Annotated in this window: 12 protein-coding genes; 8 read left to right on the forward strand and 4 right to left on the reverse strand. The window is 56.2% G+C overall.

The window, feature by feature from the left end:
* Positions 1–133: 133 nt before the first annotated feature.
* The 3 genes from FVW59_RS16005 to FVW59_RS16015 are packed head-to-tail and all read right to left on the reverse strand — an operon-like array spanning position 134 to position 4322.
* Complete coding sequence (locus FVW59_RS16005) at positions 134–2998, reverse strand: insulinase family protein (RefSeq protein WP_246139764.1); 2865 nt, start codon at positions 2996–2998, stop codon at positions 134–136.
* Positions 2999–3001: 3 nt separating this feature from the next.
* Complete coding sequence (locus FVW59_RS16010) at positions 3002–4084, reverse strand: AI-2E family transporter (protein ID WP_148065363.1); 1083 nt, start codon at positions 4082–4084, stop codon at positions 3002–3004.
* A gap of 4 nt (positions 4085–4088) precedes the next feature.
* Positions 4089–4322 (reverse strand): sulfurtransferase TusA family protein, encoded by a 234-nt coding sequence (locus FVW59_RS16015; protein ID WP_148065364.1) that lies wholly within the window; start codon positions 4320–4322, stop codon positions 4089–4091.
* A gap of 263 nt (positions 4323–4585) precedes the next feature.
* Between FVW59_RS16015 and FVW59_RS16020 the strand changes: the two genes are divergently transcribed.
* Positions 4586–5986 carry a M48 family metalloprotease gene (locus tag FVW59_RS16020; RefSeq protein ID WP_246139774.1) on the forward strand — a complete coding sequence of 467 codons (1401 nt, stop codon included), beginning with the start codon at positions 4586–4588 and terminating at the stop codon, positions 5984–5986.
* Positions 5987–6015: 29 nt separating this feature from the next.
* Here FVW59_RS16020 and nadA read toward each other — a convergent pair whose 3' ends face one another.
* Positions 6016–7089, reverse strand: a complete 1074-nt coding sequence (nadA, locus tag FVW59_RS16025) for a quinolinate synthase NadA (protein WP_148065366.1) — start codon at positions 7087–7089, stop codon at positions 6016–6018.
* 141 nt (positions 7090–7230) lie between these two features.
* Between nadA and FVW59_RS16030 the strand changes: the two genes are divergently transcribed.
* The 7 genes from FVW59_RS16030 to FVW59_RS16060 all read left to right on the forward strand — a co-directional run bounded on the left by FVW59_RS16030 (position 7231) and on the right by FVW59_RS16060 (position 19560).
* Positions 7231–7731 carry a nitroreductase family deazaflavin-dependent oxidoreductase gene (locus FVW59_RS16030; protein WP_148065367.1) on the forward strand — a complete coding sequence of 167 codons (501 nt, stop codon included), beginning with the start codon at positions 7231–7233 and terminating at the stop codon, positions 7729–7731.
* Between the two features lie 78 nt (positions 7732–7809).
* Positions 7810–8199 carry a DUF6746 family protein gene (locus FVW59_RS16035; RefSeq protein WP_148065368.1) on the forward strand — a complete coding sequence of 130 codons (390 nt, stop codon included), beginning with the start codon at positions 7810–7812 and terminating at the stop codon, positions 8197–8199.
* 160 nt (positions 8200–8359) lie between these two features.
* Entirely contained in the window at positions 8360–10066 is a 1707-nt protein-coding gene (locus FVW59_RS16040; RefSeq protein WP_187275928.1) for a putative bifunctional diguanylate cyclase/phosphodiesterase, read from the forward strand.
* Positions 10067–10147: 81 nt separating this feature from the next.
* The gene (locus FVW59_RS16045; protein ID WP_148065370.1) at positions 10148–11953 is read left to right on the forward strand and encodes a two-component system response regulator; all 1806 of its coding nucleotides are present in this window, start codon (positions 10148–10150) and stop codon (positions 11951–11953) included.
* 107 nt (positions 11954–12060) lie between these two features.
* The gene (locus FVW59_RS16050; RefSeq protein ID WP_187275929.1) at positions 12061–13938 is read left to right on the forward strand and encodes a S8 family peptidase; all 1878 of its coding nucleotides are present in this window, start codon (positions 12061–12063) and stop codon (positions 13936–13938) included.
* Positions 13939–14197: 259 nt separating this feature from the next.
* Positions 14198–14914 (forward strand): hypothetical protein, encoded by a 717-nt coding sequence (locus FVW59_RS16055; RefSeq protein WP_148065372.1) that lies wholly within the window; start codon positions 14198–14200, stop codon positions 14912–14914.
* A gap of 161 nt (positions 14915–15075) precedes the next feature.
* Positions 15076–19560 (forward strand): two-component regulator propeller domain-containing protein, encoded by a 4485-nt coding sequence (locus tag FVW59_RS16060; protein ID WP_187275930.1) that lies wholly within the window; start codon positions 15076–15078, stop codon positions 19558–19560.
* Positions 19561–19594 lie beyond the last annotated feature (34 nt).

Genomic DNA, 19594 nt, shown 5'->3' on the forward strand with positions numbered 1-19594 from the left:
CACGCACCGGAATGGAACATAGGTTCTATTTTGGAATTATAAATAATCCCTGAGCGCACAGAAAAAAGCCCCGCACCGGGGGACGATGCGGGGCTTTTTGGGCCAAACCCTGTAGTAAATTTACAGGATCAGGCTATTCGATCACGTAGGCATCATGCCCGTCTTTGATTGCCGCGGGACTGCGGAAAATCCGGCCGGCGTCCGCAGGAAACTCTCCCCAGCGACCCGGCGCAACCGCCTGCAGGGAGCGGGGCTGATCCCGAAACTCACGCCGGTAATACGCCTGCCAGCCGGCCAGATCCATATCCTGTACGGCATTGGCCAACTGACTGCGACCGTCAAAGGCATACTGCTTCTTGGCAATCGATTGCCAGAAAAACTCGGCGCGCTCCCACAGATTCTTGTCGGGTTTGGTGATCTCGTGAATCAGCGCCCCCTGATGGCGGGCGAATTGCTCCGGCGTCACTGAATCCGGTACCGCCGCCATGAATTCAGTAATGGCTGCCGCCACCTGGGGGGCAGACGCATTGGGCGACTGGATCAGCAGCACCAGCCCGGGAACATCCAGTTGCGCCCAGGGCAATGCCGCCACCACATAACCCAGTTGCTGCTCGGTGCGCAGTTGCTGGAAGAAGCCGGACTTGATGATCTGGCCAGTGAGGGCGGTCGCCGCACGGTCAGACCAGGTATTACCGGCGCCCTGCAGATACCAGGCGACCACGGAGTCATCGTGGGGCACGTCTGCCGCCAGCTGCAGCGCTTCACCCGGCGCCAGCTTGAGCACCTTCAAAGGCGGCAGGGTTGGTGCAGCTCCATCGGGCAGCAGACTCGCAAGCTGCTCCACCACAGTCTCCGCCTGCTGCGGCAGGTAGTTGCCGTACATCATGGACTCGACGCTGGCGCTACTCCAGAACGCTTCGGCGTAGTCCTGGACATCGGCGAGCTCCATTCCCTGCAGCGCGGTGATCAGGTCCTGCTCACCCCACTCGCCGTAAAGCAAAGCCTCGCGCAGGTCGTCGATTACCTGGCTCGACGGGCGCTTGGCCACGGAATTCTGCAATCCGCGGATCATGTCGGCACGGATATTGGCAAAACGCGCCGGATCAAACTGCGGCTTTTTGACCGTGTCGAGCAAACGTGCCAGTAGCAGGGACTGCTTGTCGGTGTAGCCACTGACACGCAGGCTGATGCCCTGGGCGTGCTTATAGAGGTCAAAATTCAGGCCAGCCAGCAGGGCGGGGTAGGTAAACTCGTTCACCGCGTCACGCAGCAAGGCGGTATACAGCACGGCGCCAGCGGTCTGGCGGGCCGTCTGCCCGACCTCAGGGGAACGGAAATTGACGTAGATGCCCCCCTTGGGCAGACGGAACTGGGCATCCTGCAGGAACCACAGGGTCTGCCGACCCTGTTCCAGCATACGCTGGGGTACTTCCGGTACCGGCTGCTGTAGCGCCACCAGTTCGACATCATCGGCGATGAACTCATTGGGCGCCGGCAGATGCAGTTCAGGCTCAGCCTCCGGACTACGCCAGGCAGCCAGCCCTGCGGCATTGACCTGCCGCTGCGCATAGGGCACCTGGTAATGACGAGAAACCCGGTCTGTCTCCACACTGTCATCGGTGAGGGTGACCACGGCATTGTCCGGGGTTACCGATGCCAGCAGCTCCCCCAACAGCGCAGGCTGGTAGTCGGTCATCAGGTAGGGGCCGCGCAGCACATCCTCGGGTTTGAAGTAGTGCATGCCACTGGACAGGCTGCTGACGTAATTGATCGGCTCCGGGTCCTCCTTGAAGCGAAAGCGCAGGGCCGCCAGTTGCGACTGCTCTTCATACAGCCACTGTTGCGGCCCCTGCTCCCTCAGCATATCGAGATAGGCGAACAGTATTTGCAGAACACGCTGGTGCTGCGCCGCCCCCCGCTCCGTCAGGTTCACATTGACGCTGAACAGGGCGCCGCCACGCCAACCGAGGCCGGAGCCCGCCGACAGGCTTTCGGCCAGCCCCTCGGCCTTGAGCTGGGATAACACACTGCCCTCACCTTCATGACCGACCAGGTTGCCGAGGTAGGACAGCGGCTGAACCTCGTAATCGCTGCGGTAATCTGCCACCGGGAAGGAAACATCCAGTTGGCGCAGGGTCGCCTGGGGCTTGATCTCCACCATCATCGGTAATTGTTCAGCCGCGAACAGCGGCGCCTCAATGGGGGCCGGCTGGTAGTCGCGATTGGGTACCGGCGAAAACATGGGTTTCACCAGGGCCTCGAGTTCATCCAGTGACTCCTTACCCATGACGACCAGGCGCATGGCGTTGGCCGAATAGTGCTGGTGGTAGAACGCCAGCAGTTCTTCACGGATGCTGGAACCCGGGCGATCGGCCAGGCTGTCCAGGCTGCCCACCGCAAACTGGCTGAAGGGGTGTTCGGGATTCATCACTTCCTGCAGCACATCCAGCCCGCGCCGCGGATCGCTTTTCAAGCCCATCTGGTACTCGGCCTCAACGGCATTCTTTTCCCGGTCGACGTACTCGGCGTCAAAGCGCGGCGCGATGAAGAACTGGGCAAAACGGTCCAGCGCCTCGGGCAGGTAAGCGGCGTTGATATCGAAGAAGTAGTTGGTGTGTTCGAAGCTGGTATAGGCATTGCGGGTGCCGCCGTGCTCGGTCACAAACTCCTCGTATTCCGCCGGGTCGGGGTATTTGTCAGTGCCCAGGAACAGCATGTGCTCCAGGAAGTGGGCCAGGCCACCGCGATCGGCGGGGTTGTCGCCACTGCCCACCTGCACATCCAGCGAAGCGGCCGCCTTCGGCGTATTGGGGTCCGACACCAGCAGTACCTGCAGGTCGTTCTCCAGCGTCAACAGCCGGTAAGAGTGCTTGTCGTTGGGGCTTTTGGCCGGCGTGATGTCTGCGCTGGGGGCGGGGCCGGTGGCACAGGCCGTCAGCAACAGGGAATACACAAGCAACAGGGGCATCAGGCCCCGCCAGAAGGGTTTCACCGGCATGTTTTACTCCGTGGTTTGTTGAGTGGGCAGCGGCTCGTCCGCGCGGGTCGGCCAGGCATGGATAATGGCCTTGATCAAGGTCGCCAGGGGTATGGCGAAAAACACTCCCCACAAGCCCCAGATACCGCCAAAAAACAGCACCGCGATGATGATCGCCACCGGGTGCAGATTGACCGCCTCGGAAAACAGCAGCGGCACCAGCACATTGCCATCCAGTGCCTGGATAATGAAATAGGCCAGTACCAGATAGTAAAAATCGTTACCGAAACCCCACTGGAAATAGGCCACCATCACCACCGGCAGCGTGACCAGCGCGGCGCCGATGTAGGGAATAATGACCGACAGCCCGACCAGCAAGCCCAGCAGAGCGGCGTAGCGCAGCCCCATCCAGGCAAAACATATATAGCTGGTGATGCCGACAATCAGGATTTCCAGCACCTTGCCGCGCGCATAGTTGGCCACCTGAGTGTTCATCTCGCTCCAGATACGGCGCAGCAGCGGCCTCTCCTGCGGCAGGAAGCTACCGCACCAGGCGAGGATTTGCTGCCGGTCCTTGAGGAAAAAGAACACCAGGATCGGAATAAGAATCAGATAGACAAGCAAGGTGAGAATGCCCGGGATACTGGCCAGCGAACGGGTGACGAGTGTCTGGCCGAACTCGGCGATCTCCGACTGCGCCACCCCCACCACCTGGTTGAGCTGGGCCTGGTTGAAAAACTCGGGATAGCGCGCCGGCAGCACTCCCAGCAGGTGCCGGCCCTGGTCCAGCATGCGCGGCATCTCCGCCGCCAGTGCCAGCAACTGACGCCAGGCCATCGGCAACAGGCCGAGGATAAAACCAAAGAACGCGCCGACGAACACCAGGAAGGCCACACTCACTCCCACCCACTGGGGCAGGCCGTGCCGTTGTAACTGGGCGGCCAGGCCCTGCATGAGGTAGGCGAGCACAATGGCCGCCAGCAACGGCGCCAGAATGTCGCCGATGGTCATCAGCAGCACCACCGACAGGGTCAGCAGTACCAGCAGGAGCACCGACTCCTCTTCAAACAGGTAGCGGCGATACCACTTGCCAAAAATATCCAGCATCGAATCAGGCCTTCTGCAGCAAGTGGATATAGAGGCCTTCGCGGTCCTCCGATTGCAGCAGGTGGTGGCCCGACTGCCGGGAGAACACCTCGAAATCGCGCAGCGAACCCTGGTCTGTGGACAGCACCCGCAGCTGCTCACCGCTGGTCAAGGCGTTCAGCGCCCGCTTGGCCATCAACAGCGGCATGGGGCACTGCAGGCCAGTGGCGTCCACTTCCTGCACTTTGCTTTGCGACATCCAGGGACTTCCGGTTACGAGGGCGCGAACAGTATAGCCATTCGCCACAGCACACCCAACAGCGCCTGAACTTTTTAGCGCTGCGCGACTCTCAAATGGCAGGTATCGCGGCCCTGCGCGGATATCCCCGCGCCCGGTGCTTGACGTACAATGCCGGACAACCTGAATCCATGGGACTGAATCCTCACGTGCTGTTTCGCGGTAACCCTGCCCGCCTCCTCACCCGAAGCCTCGGCACTGCACTGCTGGCGGGGTCGGTGTGCATGTCAGCTCTGGGCCAGGGCACTGAAAACCTGAAACTCCCCAACCTCGGCGAAGCCAGTACCAGCCTGTTCTCCGCGGAGTACGAACACCAGCTTGGCCGCACCTGGCTGCGCATCTTCCGCAGTCAGGTACCCACGGTGAACGATCCCCTGCTGTTCGACTACCTGGAGAACCTGATCTACGATCTGGTCACCCACAGTGAGCTGAAAGATCGCCGCATTGAACTGGTAGTGGTGGATGACCCCAACATCAATGCCTTCGCCGTACCCGGCGGGGTGATCGGGGTAAACAATGGCCTGTTACTCTACGCCCAGAGCGAGGATGAACTGGCCACTGTACTGGCACACGAGATCGCTCACCTCAGCCAGCGGCACTTCTCGCGCCGCGTGGAATTCGCCAAGAATCAGCAGCCCCTGAACCTGGCCGCCATGCTGGCGGGCTTTGTCCTGCTGGCGGCCGGCGGCGGCGATGCGGGCATGGCGGCCCTGTCGGCAGCACAGGCTGCCGCCCAGGATTCGGCCCTGCGCTACAGCCGCAGCAATGAGGCAGAAGCCGACCGGGTCGGCATGCAAACCCTGTCCGCGGCTGGCTTTGATCCCCACGCCGCGCCGGCCATGTTTGAACGCATGTTGCAGGCCACCCGCTACGCCGGTGGCAACCGGGTGCCGGAGTTCCTGCGCACCCACCCCCTCAGCGAAAACCGCATCGCCGATACCCGCAACCGCGCGCGCCAGTACCCGGAGCAGGAAACTGAGGTCAGCCTGGATTTCCAGCTGATGCGGGCGCGGGTGAGCAACCAGCTGGCAGATACTCCCGAAGAAGCTGTGCAAAAATTCCGCAGCGAGCTGGATGGCACCAGCCTCTCCCATGAAGCGGCCCAGTACGGCCTGGTGCTGGCGCTGACCGATGCCGGACGCAGTGACGAAGCGGCGCTGCAACTGGACGGCATCTGGGCCAGGAACCCATCCCGACTGGAATACATCATCGCCGATGCGGAAATCGACATCGTCCGCAATGAACCGGGCAAGGCTGCGGAAAAGCTGGCCCAGCGGCTGAAGCGCTCACCCGGAAACCACCCCCTGACCATGACCTATGCCAAGGCGCTGATGCGCAACCAGCAGGCCCATGTGGCGGAGGAGGTCCTTATCGACCAGAGCAAGCGCAAGCCCAAAGATCCGGGGCTGTGGTATCTGCTCGCCGAAGTCCAGGGGCTGTCCGGCAATATCGTGGGGCTGCACCAGTCTCGGGCCGAGTACTTCATTCTCAACGGCATCCTGGACGAGGCGGAAAAGCAGCTCAACTACGCCCTCAAGCTGGCGACCAAGGACTATCCCACCACCGCGAAAATCCAGCAGCGTCTGCGGGACGTGGCGGAACTGCGGGAGCAGATGGAAGGCTAGCGCGCCGGCCCTTTAACGCGGAACGACTGTCAGGCGTTGCCCTTGACCTGCAGCCTGAGGTCGGCGGCGAAGTCCAGCATGCGGCGCAAGGGCACCATGGCCTGCTCGCCCACTGATGGGTCGACAAAAACCTCGTTGTCGGTGCGGTCGAAGACGGCCGCCAGGCTCTCCAGTTCGTTCATCGCCATCCACGGACAGTTCGCACAACTGCGACAGGTAGCGCCATTACCGGCAGTGGGAGCGATGATGAACTCCTTGCCGGGCGCCTGTTGCTGCAGTTTGTAGAAGATGCCCTGATCCGTGGCGACAATGAAGCGCTCGTTGTCCATCTCCTGGGCTGCGCGGATGATCTGCGTGGTGGAACCCACCCGGTCGGCCAGTTCCAGCACCGCGGCAGGTGACTCCGGGTGCACCAGCACCGCGGCATCGGGGTAGACCTTTTTCAGGTCGGCAATGCCGCGGGCCTTGAACTCCTCATGCACGATGCAGGCGCCATCCCACATCAGAATGTCGGCGCCACTTTTACGCCGCACGTAGTCGCCGAGATGGCGGTCGGGCGCCCAGATGATTTTTTCACCGTTGGCCGCGAGGTGTTCCGCCACATCGAGGGCGATACTGGAGGTCACCACCCAGTCAGCCCGGGCCTTCACCGCGGCCGAAGTGTTGGCGTAGACCACCACAGTACGATCCGGGTGCTGGTCGCAGAAGGCAGAAAATTCATCGATGGGACAGCCGAGATCGAGGGAGCAGGTGGCCTCCAGCGTCGGCATCAACACCCGCTTTTGTGGCGTCAGGATCTTGGCCGTTTCGCCCATGAACTTGACCCCCGCCACCACCAGGGTATCGGCCGGATGGTCGTGGCCAAAGCGCGCCATCTCCAGCGAGTCGGACACGCAGCCACCGGTCTCTTCTGCCAGGGCCTGGATCGCCGGCGCGGTGTAGTAGTGCGCCACGATAACCGCATTCTCTTCCTTCAGGCGCTGCTTGATGCGCGCCTTGAGCTCCTCCTCCTGCTGCGGCGAGAGCTGACTGCGCTCGGCATTGTCGAGGTGGAACTGCACCTGCTGGCGAATGGTTTCCAGTTTTTCGGAGGCTAGACTCATGGGGGATACTACGGGGGAAATCGGGTTCAGATAGGCCCGAAGTCTACCACAGTTTGGCGCGCTGGAAATTGTGCCGTAGAGTAGGGTCAGCGCCCGCGGTGTGCGGGGTAAATTCCAACAAAAGTAATAAAAGGAAGGCCAGTGAAGCAGTTCGATTATGTCAAGACCCGTCGCGAGGATGTGCGCCCCATACCCGAAAAGCAGGTGCCGCTGGTACGCTTCTTCCTGAAATGGGCCACCCGGGTCCAGGTGGCGGGCTTTCGCGCCAGCAAAGGTCGCATCATGAACACCTTCCCTGGCGGTTATCCGGTCTGCGTGGTCACCACCCTGGGGGCCAAAAGCGGCAAACCGCGGCGCATTGCCCTGATCCACCTTCCCCTCGGCGAGGACAAACTGCTGGTGGCCTCCCAGGGCGGCATGCCCATCAACCCCGCCTGGTACTACAACGTCAAAGCCAACCCCGAGCTGCAGATCATGGTAGACGGCGAAGAGCACACCTACGTGGCGCGCCAGGTAAGCGCCGGGGAAAAAGCCGAACTGTGGCCCCACCTCTGCTCCCTTTACCCCGACTTTGACGAATACCAGGCGCGCACCGACCGGGACATTCCTGTGTTCCGCTGCAGCCGGACCGACGGCCACTGAACGGCGCAATTGCAAAGTGTGCAACCCTGACCTATCGTGCGCCGACCTTTACCTACGCCGAATACCTGTGAGGACAACATGCCCCGTATTCCCAGCCTCGCGGCACTGACTGCTTCCGCAATACTCTGCCTGGCAGCCGCCGGGAGCAATGCCGACGAGCGTTTCGATCACTTTCAGGGCGCCCCCGCCGCCTCCGTCGCCGAAGCGCTGAGCAACCTCGAGGTCTACAACGAATACCTTGAGTCCCTGCTGGACAAAGACACGCAACTCAGCGATGCCGACATGGGCAGGATTCACCAGCTCAGCTACACCCTCGAAAATGCCATCAATAAGCTGCAGGAAGAGCTCAACGGCATCGCCGCAAACCTGGAAGAGGTGCACCTGGGCTCCGAACAGTTGCAGCGGGAGCGAGTACTTGAAAACGGCCGCGACTACCTCAAGCGCAGCCGGACCGTGACCGGACGCTGATTGATGGGCCGGCACCAAATCGCAAATATTTCACAAACAAGCACTAGAATTAATTTCAGAACCTGCGTATAACCCCATGTAATATAACGATTTAGCACGGGTCGACCAACGACCCATGATAGGGGCCGGAACAGGCCCGGACGACCATTCAGGGGCACAGGTGGAGCAGCACACCGTTCTGATCATTTCCGAGAATCCGGCGGACAGCGCGGTGCTATCGGCTTGCCTGCGACGCGCCCTGCCCCGCCGCTTCGCCCTGGCCAGCAACGACAATCTCGAGCGCCCCCTGGAAGCCCTGCTCAATCCCGACCTCGACGCGGTCATCCTGGCCGAGGGGCCGGAGTCCGAGTACCTGTTGCGACTGGCGCAAAAGCACTTTGTTCCCGCCCCCATTATTCTGCTACTGGATGAAGTCAACGAGCACACGGCCACCCGCCTGCGCGAGTTTGGCGCCCAGGACTACCTGCTGCGTGGTCAGCTACAGGACGCCCTGGTGCACCGGGTACTGGACTACAGCATTCAGCTGAAGCAGGCGCGCCTGACGATCGAACAACTCTCCAATCGCGACAGCCTCACCGGCGCGCTCAATCGCGCCGGTTTCAGAGCCCATCTGGAACGCGCAGCCGAACGCTCCAATCGCTATAACTTCACCACCGCCCTCCTCTATATCAACATCGACCGCTTCGCCAACATCAACGACCACTACGGTGAAAGTAACGGCGATGCGCTGATCCAGGCCCTGGCCCGCCGTCTCGGCAATAAATTGCGAAATACTGACAGCCTGGCCAGGCTCGGAGGCGATGAATTTGCGGTGGTGCTGGAAGATGTCGGCTCCGCTGCGGATGTCGAACTGATCGTGGGCAAAATGCTGAACTCGCTGTCAGCCCCGGTTCTGATCAATGACCAGCAGGTCTCTATCGACTGCAGTATCGGCGCCGCCCTGTTCCCCGAAGACGGCGCCGACGTCTCCGACCTGATAGAGGCCGCCCGGAATGCCATGCAGCAGGCCAAATCGGTCCAGGGCAGCAAGTACATCCGCTTCAGCAGCCAGATACAGTTCGACGTAACTGGCAGCAACACCCTGGCGGCCGAACTGCGCACCGCGGTACGCAAGAACCAGTTCGAACTGCACTACCAGCCGCGAGTCGATCTGCACACCGGCCTGCTGGTAGGGCTTGAGGCGCTGCTGCGGTGGAATCATCCGCAGCGCGGCCTGATCTGCCCGGGCGAATTCATCAAGGAGTGCGAGGACATGGGGCTGATGCGAACCATCGGCTACCAGGTAATCCAGCATGCCTGCCACGCCCTGAACTGGCTGCAGGACCAGGGTATGGAGCACGTTGATGTGGCGGTAAACGTGTCCTTTAGCCAGATCCAGGACGAGCGCTTCGTCGGCGTCGTCAAAGACATCCTGCAGCGCACCGATACCGACCCCAACAACCTGGAGTTCGAGCTGACCGAGAGCACCATCCTCAAGAGCCCCGGAGCTATCAAGGCGCGCATGGATGAGTTGCGGCTGCTTGGCATTTCCTTCTCGCTGGATGACTTTGGCACCGGCTTTTCCCAGCTCTCTCACCTCACAGAGCTCCCCATTTCCGCCCTGAAAATCGACAGCGCCTTTGTACGGGAGCTTCCCCACAACCCGCAACAGGTAGCGGTTAGCAGCATGATCATCGAGATGGCGCAGCGCCTGGGCATGAAGGTGATCGCCGAGGGCGCCGAAACCTACGAACAGGTAAGCTTCCTGCGCGAACAGGCCTGCCACCAGGTACAGGGCTTCTACTACAGCCCGGCCATTCCGTTGCAGCAATTGCCGCGCTTCGTTCAGGAACAGCGTTTCAAGCGTCGTGAACGTATTCCGTCCTGAGCAGGGCGTCACTATCGCTGGGTTTAAACCCGCGGTAGTGGTAGCCTAGCGGCGAAGCGAAAAGGCCCGGCCTCAGCACTCATGTCTTCCAGCACTCCCTCCAGGCTCCGCGCAAAAGTCCTTGTCAGCGACGACGACATCAACGTGCGTCTGCTCACCCGACAGTGCCTCGAGGCCGAAGGCATGACTGTGGTCGAGGCGAGTAACGGCCCGGAAACCATTGACGTTTTTGTGCGCGAGCGCCCGGACCTCGTTTTCCTGGATGTTGAAATGCCCGGCATGAGCGGGCTCGAAGTCTGCAAGCGCATTCGCCAGATGCCCCAGGGCGAATCCATACCGATCATGATCGTGACCGGCTCCGACGACCGCCAGTCCATCGACCAGGGCTTCGAGGCCGGCGCCACCCAGTACAAGACCAAGCCGGTGAACTGGTCGCTGCTGGGCCGTGACGTGCAGTACATGCTGAGAGCCAGCAACGCCTTCAACGCCCTGAAGCGACAGGAAGACCGCCTGCGCTACCTCGCGTATTACGATCCCCTTACCAGCCTGCCCAACCGACGCAGTTTCAACGAGCAACTCAACCGTATTCTCAAACGCAGCCAGCGCCGCGGCTCCAATGCAGCGCTTATGTTTATCGACCTCGATCACTTCAAGCGTATCAACGACTCCATCGGTCACGGGCGTGGCGATCGCCTGCTGGTGGAGATTGCCAAACGCCTGAGCAGTGAATTGCGTGAAGACGACGCCATCAACTACCTGGCAGACGACCCAAACGGCGAGCCCGTGGATGCCAGCACCGAAATCGCACGACTGGGTGGTGACGAGTTCACCGTAGTGCTGTCGGATGTGCCGAACTCCATCCACGTGGAAAACGTGGCGAAGCGGATACTGCGCAGCCTGTCGGAACCGATTGCCCTGCAATCACACAACCCGGTGGTGACCCCGAGTATCGGCATAGCCCTCTACCCACAGGATGGCACCAATCCCGATAGCCTGGTGCGCAATGCAGACACCGCCATGTACGCCGCCAAGGCCGAAGGGCGCGCCTGCTACCGCTTTTACAATGAGGACATGAACGCCAAGGCGGTAGAGCAACTCAAGATGGAAGAAGAGTTGCGGCATGCCATGGGCAATCAGGAACTGGAGTTGCGCTACCAGCCGCAGATATCCTCCAACAGCGGCGCCGTGGTCGGACTCGAAGCACTGGTGCGCTGGAAGCACCCCGTGCGAGGCATGGTGCCGCCCAATGAATTCATTCCGGTGGCAGAGCGCACAGGATTGATCATTGAACTTGGAGAGTGGGTACTGGAAGAAGTAGCCCGGCATTGCGCCTACTGGGATACCCTGAGCCTTCCGGACTTCCGGGTCAGCGTAAATATCTCCTCTATCCAGTTTAACCAGCGCGACCTGGCTAGCCGGGTGTCCCATATTCTCGCCGAGTCCGGCCTGCGCGCCTCACGGCTGGAATTGGAGCTGACCGAAAGCGCGATCATGACCGACGCCCCCACCAACATCGCCAGGCTACGTGAACTGAAAGCACTGGGACTGGCACTGGCGGTGGACGACTTCGGCACAGGCTACTCATCACTGAGCTATCTCAAGCGCTTCCCTATCGATACGCTGAAAATTGACCAGAGTTTCATCACCGATCTCGACAGCGCGGACGGTGCAGCTATCGTCGATGCCATTCTCGCGCTTTCCAGCTCGCTCAAGCTGCAGGTCATTGCTGAAGGTATCGAAACAGAAGAGCAACTTGGCTATCTACTGAAACGCGAATGCCATTTGTTGCAGGGCTACTACTTTTCCCGCCCGATATACCCGGAAGATGTTCCTACCTTGCTAAAGCAGGACTTCGGCCCGGTCCTCAAGCGACTCGCCAGCGCCTAGCCACGACCCGGACGATGCCACGCCTGCTTCACAGCCTCGCCTTTTCGGCTCTGGCACTTTGTGCGCTTCCTGCTTGGGCACAAACGGAACCCGAACTGATACGCGTAATGCTGCAGGGAGACTCTGCCAGCCAGCTCGGCACCCTGGTCAAACAACGCGGCGGCATCGTTACCCACAACCTGCACATTATCAATGCCGTCGGTGCTATGGTCAGCCGCGAGCAACTGGATGGCATATTGCAATCCCCACTTGTATCGCGCCACATCGACGATTTGTCGCTTACACCCGACGAAGAACCGCCCGAGCAGTGCAACGTAGGCGGCGCGCTGGAACTGGAGATCAGCCCTGCCGCGCTGCGCTGGCAGCTGTATAACAAGGGCGTCGACAGTATCAGGCTGAGCCGGCTGTCACTGGCCTTGCCAGAGCAGATGGGCGAACTGCAGGATGTGTACTACAACGGCGAAGCGCTGACTTACAGCAGCCGTGCGTCCGCCGATGGCAGCATTGAGTTGACCCTGACAGCTGCGGCGCAGGAACTCCCCCCCGGCGCCAGCGCATTGCTGGCACTACGCTTTGTCAACGACGCCGGCGATGAAGTGGCCATTAAGCAGCGGGACATCGGCATCACCGCGCAGTTTGTCGAGGGTTGCAACACCGAGCTGATCCCAGGCTATGAAAGCTACGGCAGCGATACCTATTACCCCGCCGTTGCCGGCGCTGCAGCCCTGCACCAGCTGGGAATTACAGGGCGCGGCATCACGGTTGCGGTGCTCGACTCGGGACTGTGGGAGCACCCATCGCTGAGTCACGATACGCGCGGACGCTACCGGGTGAAAGGCCGCTACGACGCCATCGCCGATCGCGCCGGCCAGGAAGTATTTGACGAAAGCGGCCACGGCACCCACATGACCAGCGTGCTGGCGCACAGCAGCCCCGTTCTACAGGAAGGCCAGCAAAACGGTAGCTTCATGGGTATAGCACCGGATGCCGATATCGTCGCTGTCAAAGCTTTCAACCGCTCGGGCCAGGGCGACTTTCTGGATATCGTCCGTGGCATCCAGTGGATCGTCGACCATCGGGAAGCGCTCGACATCAGGGTCCTGAACCTCTCCTTTGCGGCACGTCCGCGCTGGCCCTACTGGCTTGACCCCATCAACCAGGCGGTGATGCGGGCCTGGCAAGCCGGCATTACCGTAGTTGCTGCCGCCGGTAACGAGGGGCCGGAGTCGATGACCATCGGCTCCCCGGGCAATCTGCCCTACATTATCACTGTGGGCGCCACCACCGACTCCTGGACACCCGACGACCGCAACGATGACTACATCCCTGACTTTTCATCCCGGGGCCCGACCCCAAGCGCACATATCAAGCCGGATGTACTGGCACCCGGCGGCCACATTGCAGGCATAACCCGCCCCGGCTCAACCCTGACGCAGGAGCACCCCGACTACCTGTTGAGCAACGGGGAATTTGTAATGACCGGCACATCCCAGGCCAGTGCCCTGGTCAGCGGCATCGCGGCCCTGCTATTGCAGCTGGAGCCAGACCTCAGCCCGGACGACATCAAGTGCAAACTGACTTCCAGCGCGGAACCCGCCATCAACCGGGATGGCCGCCTTGCCTACAGCCCCTTTCAGCAGGGCTATGGTTCGGTCAACGCCAGCCGGGCTGTGACCCTGGGCAAGCTGGGGTGTGGCAATAGCGGGCTGGATCTGGCTCTCGATATCGACAACCAACAACATTACGAGGGCCCGGCCATTGTCAGTGAAGGCGGCTCCGCCACGCTCCCGGGGCTGGACGAAATGTATAGCGGTGAAGCCAGCGAAAAGGGTATGAGTGACAACCGCCGCTGGGGTGTGAAAGCCCATATCGAGCGCACCAACGCAGCCCCCATCAAGGTCTCTCCAATCGACTGGCAAACCCTTTACCAGGAGGAAAGAGACGCCATCCAGCGGCTGGCCGAGCCCGCCTCGAACGGCAAATAGCTCACTTCAGCTTCAAAAAGTAACTACTTTGCAAAACACTGCCCGGCAATGCTTTATCCTTTTTTTTCAATAACTTAGCAATAAAACCCGCTCTATCTCCCCCCCGACACCAAATTCAGGCCGGCTGACTACCCCAAAATGGGCATATACCTCCCTTCATCGCCACAGCCCCTATCCGTATAACAAAGTCAAACACCACAGCAAAAGGCTGTGAACCGCATCTCAGGGACGGATGCGAAGTCGGGACACAGGTCACAAATTGGCCTGTCAGGATTGTTTAGAAAGACAACTCAATTTTTGGTGGGGCGGCAAGATGAAAACTTCCTTTCTGGTGAAATCTGGGCAAATGATTGTTGGCGCAGCGCTTTGTGCCACATCTCTTCAGGCGCTGTCTGCAGGCCCTTCCTCAGACAATGAAAGCAACTACGGAGCTGCCACTTCGCAGGTTCATCAAGTTACCCACAGCTTGGCAACCAACGCCACCTACACTTCTAACGCAGGTTACAAGTGGGGAAGAAGCACCGAAGCAAAGACCCCCGCAGCCCACTGGGCGAGACAAGCTGCTTCCCAGGGAGAAAGCTACAAGTGGGGCCAAAACAGCGAGGCGAAGCAGCTTGGGTTCTCCAATACTGAATCAACTGCCTATTCATGGGGCACTGAAAGCTTTGCCGACCAAAGTGGCTACAAATGGAGCATTCGCTCATCTGCCGACCAAGCTGGATACAAATGGAGCATCCGCTCATACGCCGACCAAGCCGGGTATAAGTGGAGTATCCGCTCATCCGCCGACCAAGCTGGCTACAAGTGGAGCATCCGCTCCTTCGCTGACCAAGCTGGATACAAATGGAGCATCCGCTCATATGCTGACCAAGCCGGGTACAAGTGGAGCATCCGCTCCTTCGCTGACCAAGCTGGCTACAAATGGAGCATCCGTACATCTGCCGACCAAGCTGGGTACAAGTGGAGTATTCGCTAACAGCGGCGCCTTATACCTAACTAAAAATCAACTAGAGCCCGTCAATATTGACGGGCTTTTTTGTTTCACATCCCCCTGCAAGCCACATAACATCAAGTAGTCTCGATAACCCCAATCTATTAGACTCCAGATCTCAGGTCTAATGTTTTGGAATGCAGAATATGCGATATCTGCTCAAACTATTGTGCTTATCACCATTGCTTTTGAGCACACCAGTCAGCGCCTCTATTTCCGAAGCAGATATTACCGTCAGCTTTCACCCAGCAGTCTTTGCTAACGACCTTACCCAAAAAACAGTTAGTCAGATCTTTCAAGACTCTACCGGTGCCATATGGTTTGCCTCCCTGGAGGGCCTAAATCGCTATAATGGCCACGAATTGGAGAACTTCAGATATTCCCCAGGCAATCCGGGAAGCCTGAGCTCCGACAATGTGACGGGAATAGAGGAAGACAACGAAGGTACAATCTGGATTTCCACCATCGGCGGCGGACTAAATAGATTCGATTCTACAAAGAACTCGTTCTCTGCACTCTACGCAGACAAAAGCCAGACAGACAGACTGCTATCCAATGACATAAACACGATCTTCAAGGATTCATCAGGCCGAATTTGGGTGGGCCACTCAAATGCATTTTCATCATTTGATCCAAAAACGGAAAGATTCGATCACTATATCTCTGACAAAATATCTACTCCTCCGCTGGGAGAAGTTATTAGTTTTTCACAATCTACCGACGGAACAATATGGATTGCAACTTCTGAAGCTGGAATTCTAAAAGTAGACACCATCTCCAGAAAAATTCTACCTTTAAAAGCTAACTCTTCAAACGACACTTCCCCACCCACCAACAACATCATTGACACGATGATTGACAGCCAGAATCGGCTTTGGGTTGCCAGCTCTACAAGCGGCGTAGGGTTTCTAAACCTAAGAACAAATGAAAGACAGAACTTCAATCATCAAGCGTCGAATCTAGAATCAATACCTTCCAACTCGGTCTTCGAAATATTTGAAGATAAAAATGGATTTATTTGGCTAGGAACACAAGAGGGACTATGTCTATTCAATGAAAAAAACAAGGGATTCATTCGGATAAATACGACTAATGCAAATCTACCAAGCGATCCGATCTATAGTATTTTTCAATCTAGCGAAGGACAATACTGGATTGGAACATATGATGGGCTTGCCACTGGCACAAGGTTAATATTTCCAACGTACAACGAAGGAAACACAAACCTCTCTAGCGATTCTATAAATGCTTTCTCTGAAACAGGAGACGGCAGTTTTTGGGTTGGAACAGATAATGGACTAAACCGTCTTCGGCCGAACCACCAGAATTTTGAATGGATAAATCAGTATACCTTCCCCAGCATCTCCAGCGGCAAAGTAATGAGTTTGCTGGGGGAAGAAAATACTATCTGGGTAGGAACTTTTGATGAGGGCTTAAACAGGATAGACCTAGAAAACAACCAAGTGGAAGTCTTTAGAAAAAATGAGGGGAACCCAAATTCTATCCCTGCCAACGGCATAACCTCGATAATACGGGGTACAGATAAAAATATCTACATTGGAACCTTTGGTGGCGGATTAAGCATCTATGACGAAAGAAATGGTACGTTTACAAACTATCAATACAAACCAGGGGATACAAATAGTTTAAGTAGCAACAAGGTTATCGCAATCTACGAGGATTCGCTAGGAACAATTTGGATAGGAACAGAAAGCGGGCTGAACGGATTTGACCCGGAAAGAAAAACTTTTATCAGAATGTTCTCCGAAAGAGGAAACGCCAAAAGCTTATCTAACGATATGGTGTGGGCATTCTACGAAGATAAAAATGGAGATCTTTGGTTAGGCACCAATGGCGGTGGCCTAAACCGCTGGAGCTTGGAGAAAAGAAGCGCCAGGGAGAATTATTTTGACAAGTATGCGAACAACTCAGATTTCCCCAGTTCTCATATCTATGGCATTCAGCCAAGTCAAGAAGGGGGAATTTGGCTATCACATAACAATGGAGCCAGCCTACTTAACCCAAGTACCGGTCGAGCACGCCACTTTGGAATCAGGGATGGCCTCCAAGATAGAGAATTTAATTTGGGCGCATCATACCAAAAGTCGGATGGAAGCATACTGTTTGGAGGGAATCGGGGCTACAACCTAATTGACGATGACAATTATACAAATGAGAGTGAACCACCAAAGGTAAGTATCTCTGAAATAAGAATCATGAACCAAAGAATGAAGTTCGACGAGCCCTATAACAGTATAGATCAACTGAATCTTGGGTACAGGGACATCATGGTCTCAATTGAGTTCTTTGCTGCCCATTATACTAATCCAGACCTTATTAAATACGCATACAAGCTAGACGGAATCAATACAGACTGGGTCGTGTCAGAATCATCAAGGGTTGCAACGTTCACTACGTTACCCGCGGGCGAGTACACCCTCAGACTTGCTGCAGCGACGCCAAGTGGCGTGTGGAACTGGGATGCAGTACAGCTGCCAATCGTCGTATCACCTCCGCCCTGGCTGAGTAAGCCGGCATATGCTATTTACACCTTCTTTGTTCTACTGCTGTTATCGATACCTTTCTATAGGAGCAAACGTCAGTCACAGCTTGCGAAAAAAAGGCAAGCGGAACTTGAAGCAAAGGTTGTAGAGCGGACGAAGGACCTCGAAGATGCCAGAAAAGTCGCTGAGCGTGCAAATAGGGCAAAATCTGAATTCCTAGCAACCATAAGTCATGAAATCAGAACCCCTCTACACGGAATGATTGGGATGACCGACCTTCTTCTACATACCACCTTGAACTCACAACAAAGAAAGTTTGCTGATGCTGCGCGCAGCAGTGGCGCGGCACTTTTGAGCCTCATCAATGATATTCTTGATTTCTCAAAGATCGAGGCCAAGAAAGCAGTCCTAGAACGAACAACTTTTAACCTTCCAGAGCTAGTTGAAGACGCATGCTTTTTGCAGGCAGTTATGGCTAGAAGAAAAGGCGTACAACTACAACCCATAATAGATACCCCTTATCAAGTAACCTGCGTAGGGGATCCAACAAAAATTCGTCAAATACTTACAAATTTAATAAGTAATGCAGTTAAGTTTACACACGCTGGCCATGTAAATGTTTCTCTATCACTAAGTGAATACAAGACGGATACGACCAAAAGTATTGTAGAATTCACGATAACAGACACAGGTATCGGAATGGACTCTAATACTTTGTCGAGAATTTTTGATCCATTTACCCAAGCAGACGCGAGTACGACAAGGGAGTATGGCGGCACAGGGTTAGGGCTAACAATATGTCAGCAATATATTGAGCTGATGGAAGGAAATATAGACATCCAATCAAGATTGGGTGAAGGAACGAGGATTTCAATCACCATTCCCCTAGAGGTAAGCTGCACAAAGAATTTTAGTGGGGAATTGAGATTCAAAAAATCGATAATATACTCTTCAGATTCTATCCGAAAAAGAGCAATTGAATCGCAACTTTCACGATTGCTAATTGAGCCAACCCCCAAGATATCCGAAAGAAACATTTTCAGTTTAGCTGATAGCGATACGCTTATTGTAGTTGATCTATCGTCGCATAATTTTGGAACTGACCAACTAGGTGATTTTGAACTTTTAGATAATGTAATTTTGATTACATCAGATGAGATAGATGAGCCATGGGGTAATAGTTCACTACCGGTTGTAGAGTCACCGATCAGTTCTGGAAATTTGCTTAAGGCAATAGAAGCCTTAGAAAACAGGAGAGAAAAAGAGTGGGAGTCACCACTTGAAGCCTTACAATCAACACAATGTGCAAAAATACTCGTTGCAGAGGACGTTGAGACAAACCAAAGAATTATAAAGGAAATGCTTGAACTTCTTGGCCACAATGTGATTATTGCTGAGAATGGACGCAGAGCTGTTGAAATATTCCGCACCGAGAAAATTGATCTTATATTTATGGACTGCCAAATGCCGATCCTGGACGGCTTTGGAGCTTCAAAGCTAATAAGAGATTACGAGAGCAGCAGAGGCCTCTCGCAAACCCCAATTATCGCCTTGTCGGCCGGAGCCAGCGTAACTGACATAGAATTGGCTTCAAATGCGGGAATGAATCACTATATTTCAAAGCCATATAATCTCGACGACCTATCAAGTTCTATATCAGATTATTGCGTTGGGTATAACGGGAAGGCAGAAAAAACGAACCCTAGATGTAGTGAAATACAGTCAAAAAAATTAGCCAAACCAAACCTAGAAGCAAATCCAGAGCTTATAATAGTTTCAGCTATTGACAACATTCGATCGCTCGAGGATCAAACTGGCAGAAAAATACTTCCCACGATTTTCGACGGATATAGAAATCAGTTTGAAGAAAAGATTCTTGAACTGAAGAAGGCAAATGAGCTCGGCGACATTTCAGAAATTTACAAAACGTCCCATGCGATAAAGTCCATGAGCGCGAACATTGGAGCTGCAAAAGTTAGAAAGCTGGCCAGTGAAATTGAAGATGGCTCAAGAAGCGGAGAGGCCTGCAACTACAGCAGCGCCATAGACCATCTTGAACTAGCTCATCTAGAGTTTAACCGATACTTCAGAGAAAACTTTCTGATACAAAAAAATAATTATCTATAAATCGACTTAGAAAAAGCTCGATGCAAATATATTT

It is taken from the genome of Parahaliea aestuarii, from assembly GCF_008064635.1.
Lineage (GTDB): Bacteria > Pseudomonadota > Gammaproteobacteria > Pseudomonadales > Halieaceae > Parahaliea > Parahaliea aestuarii.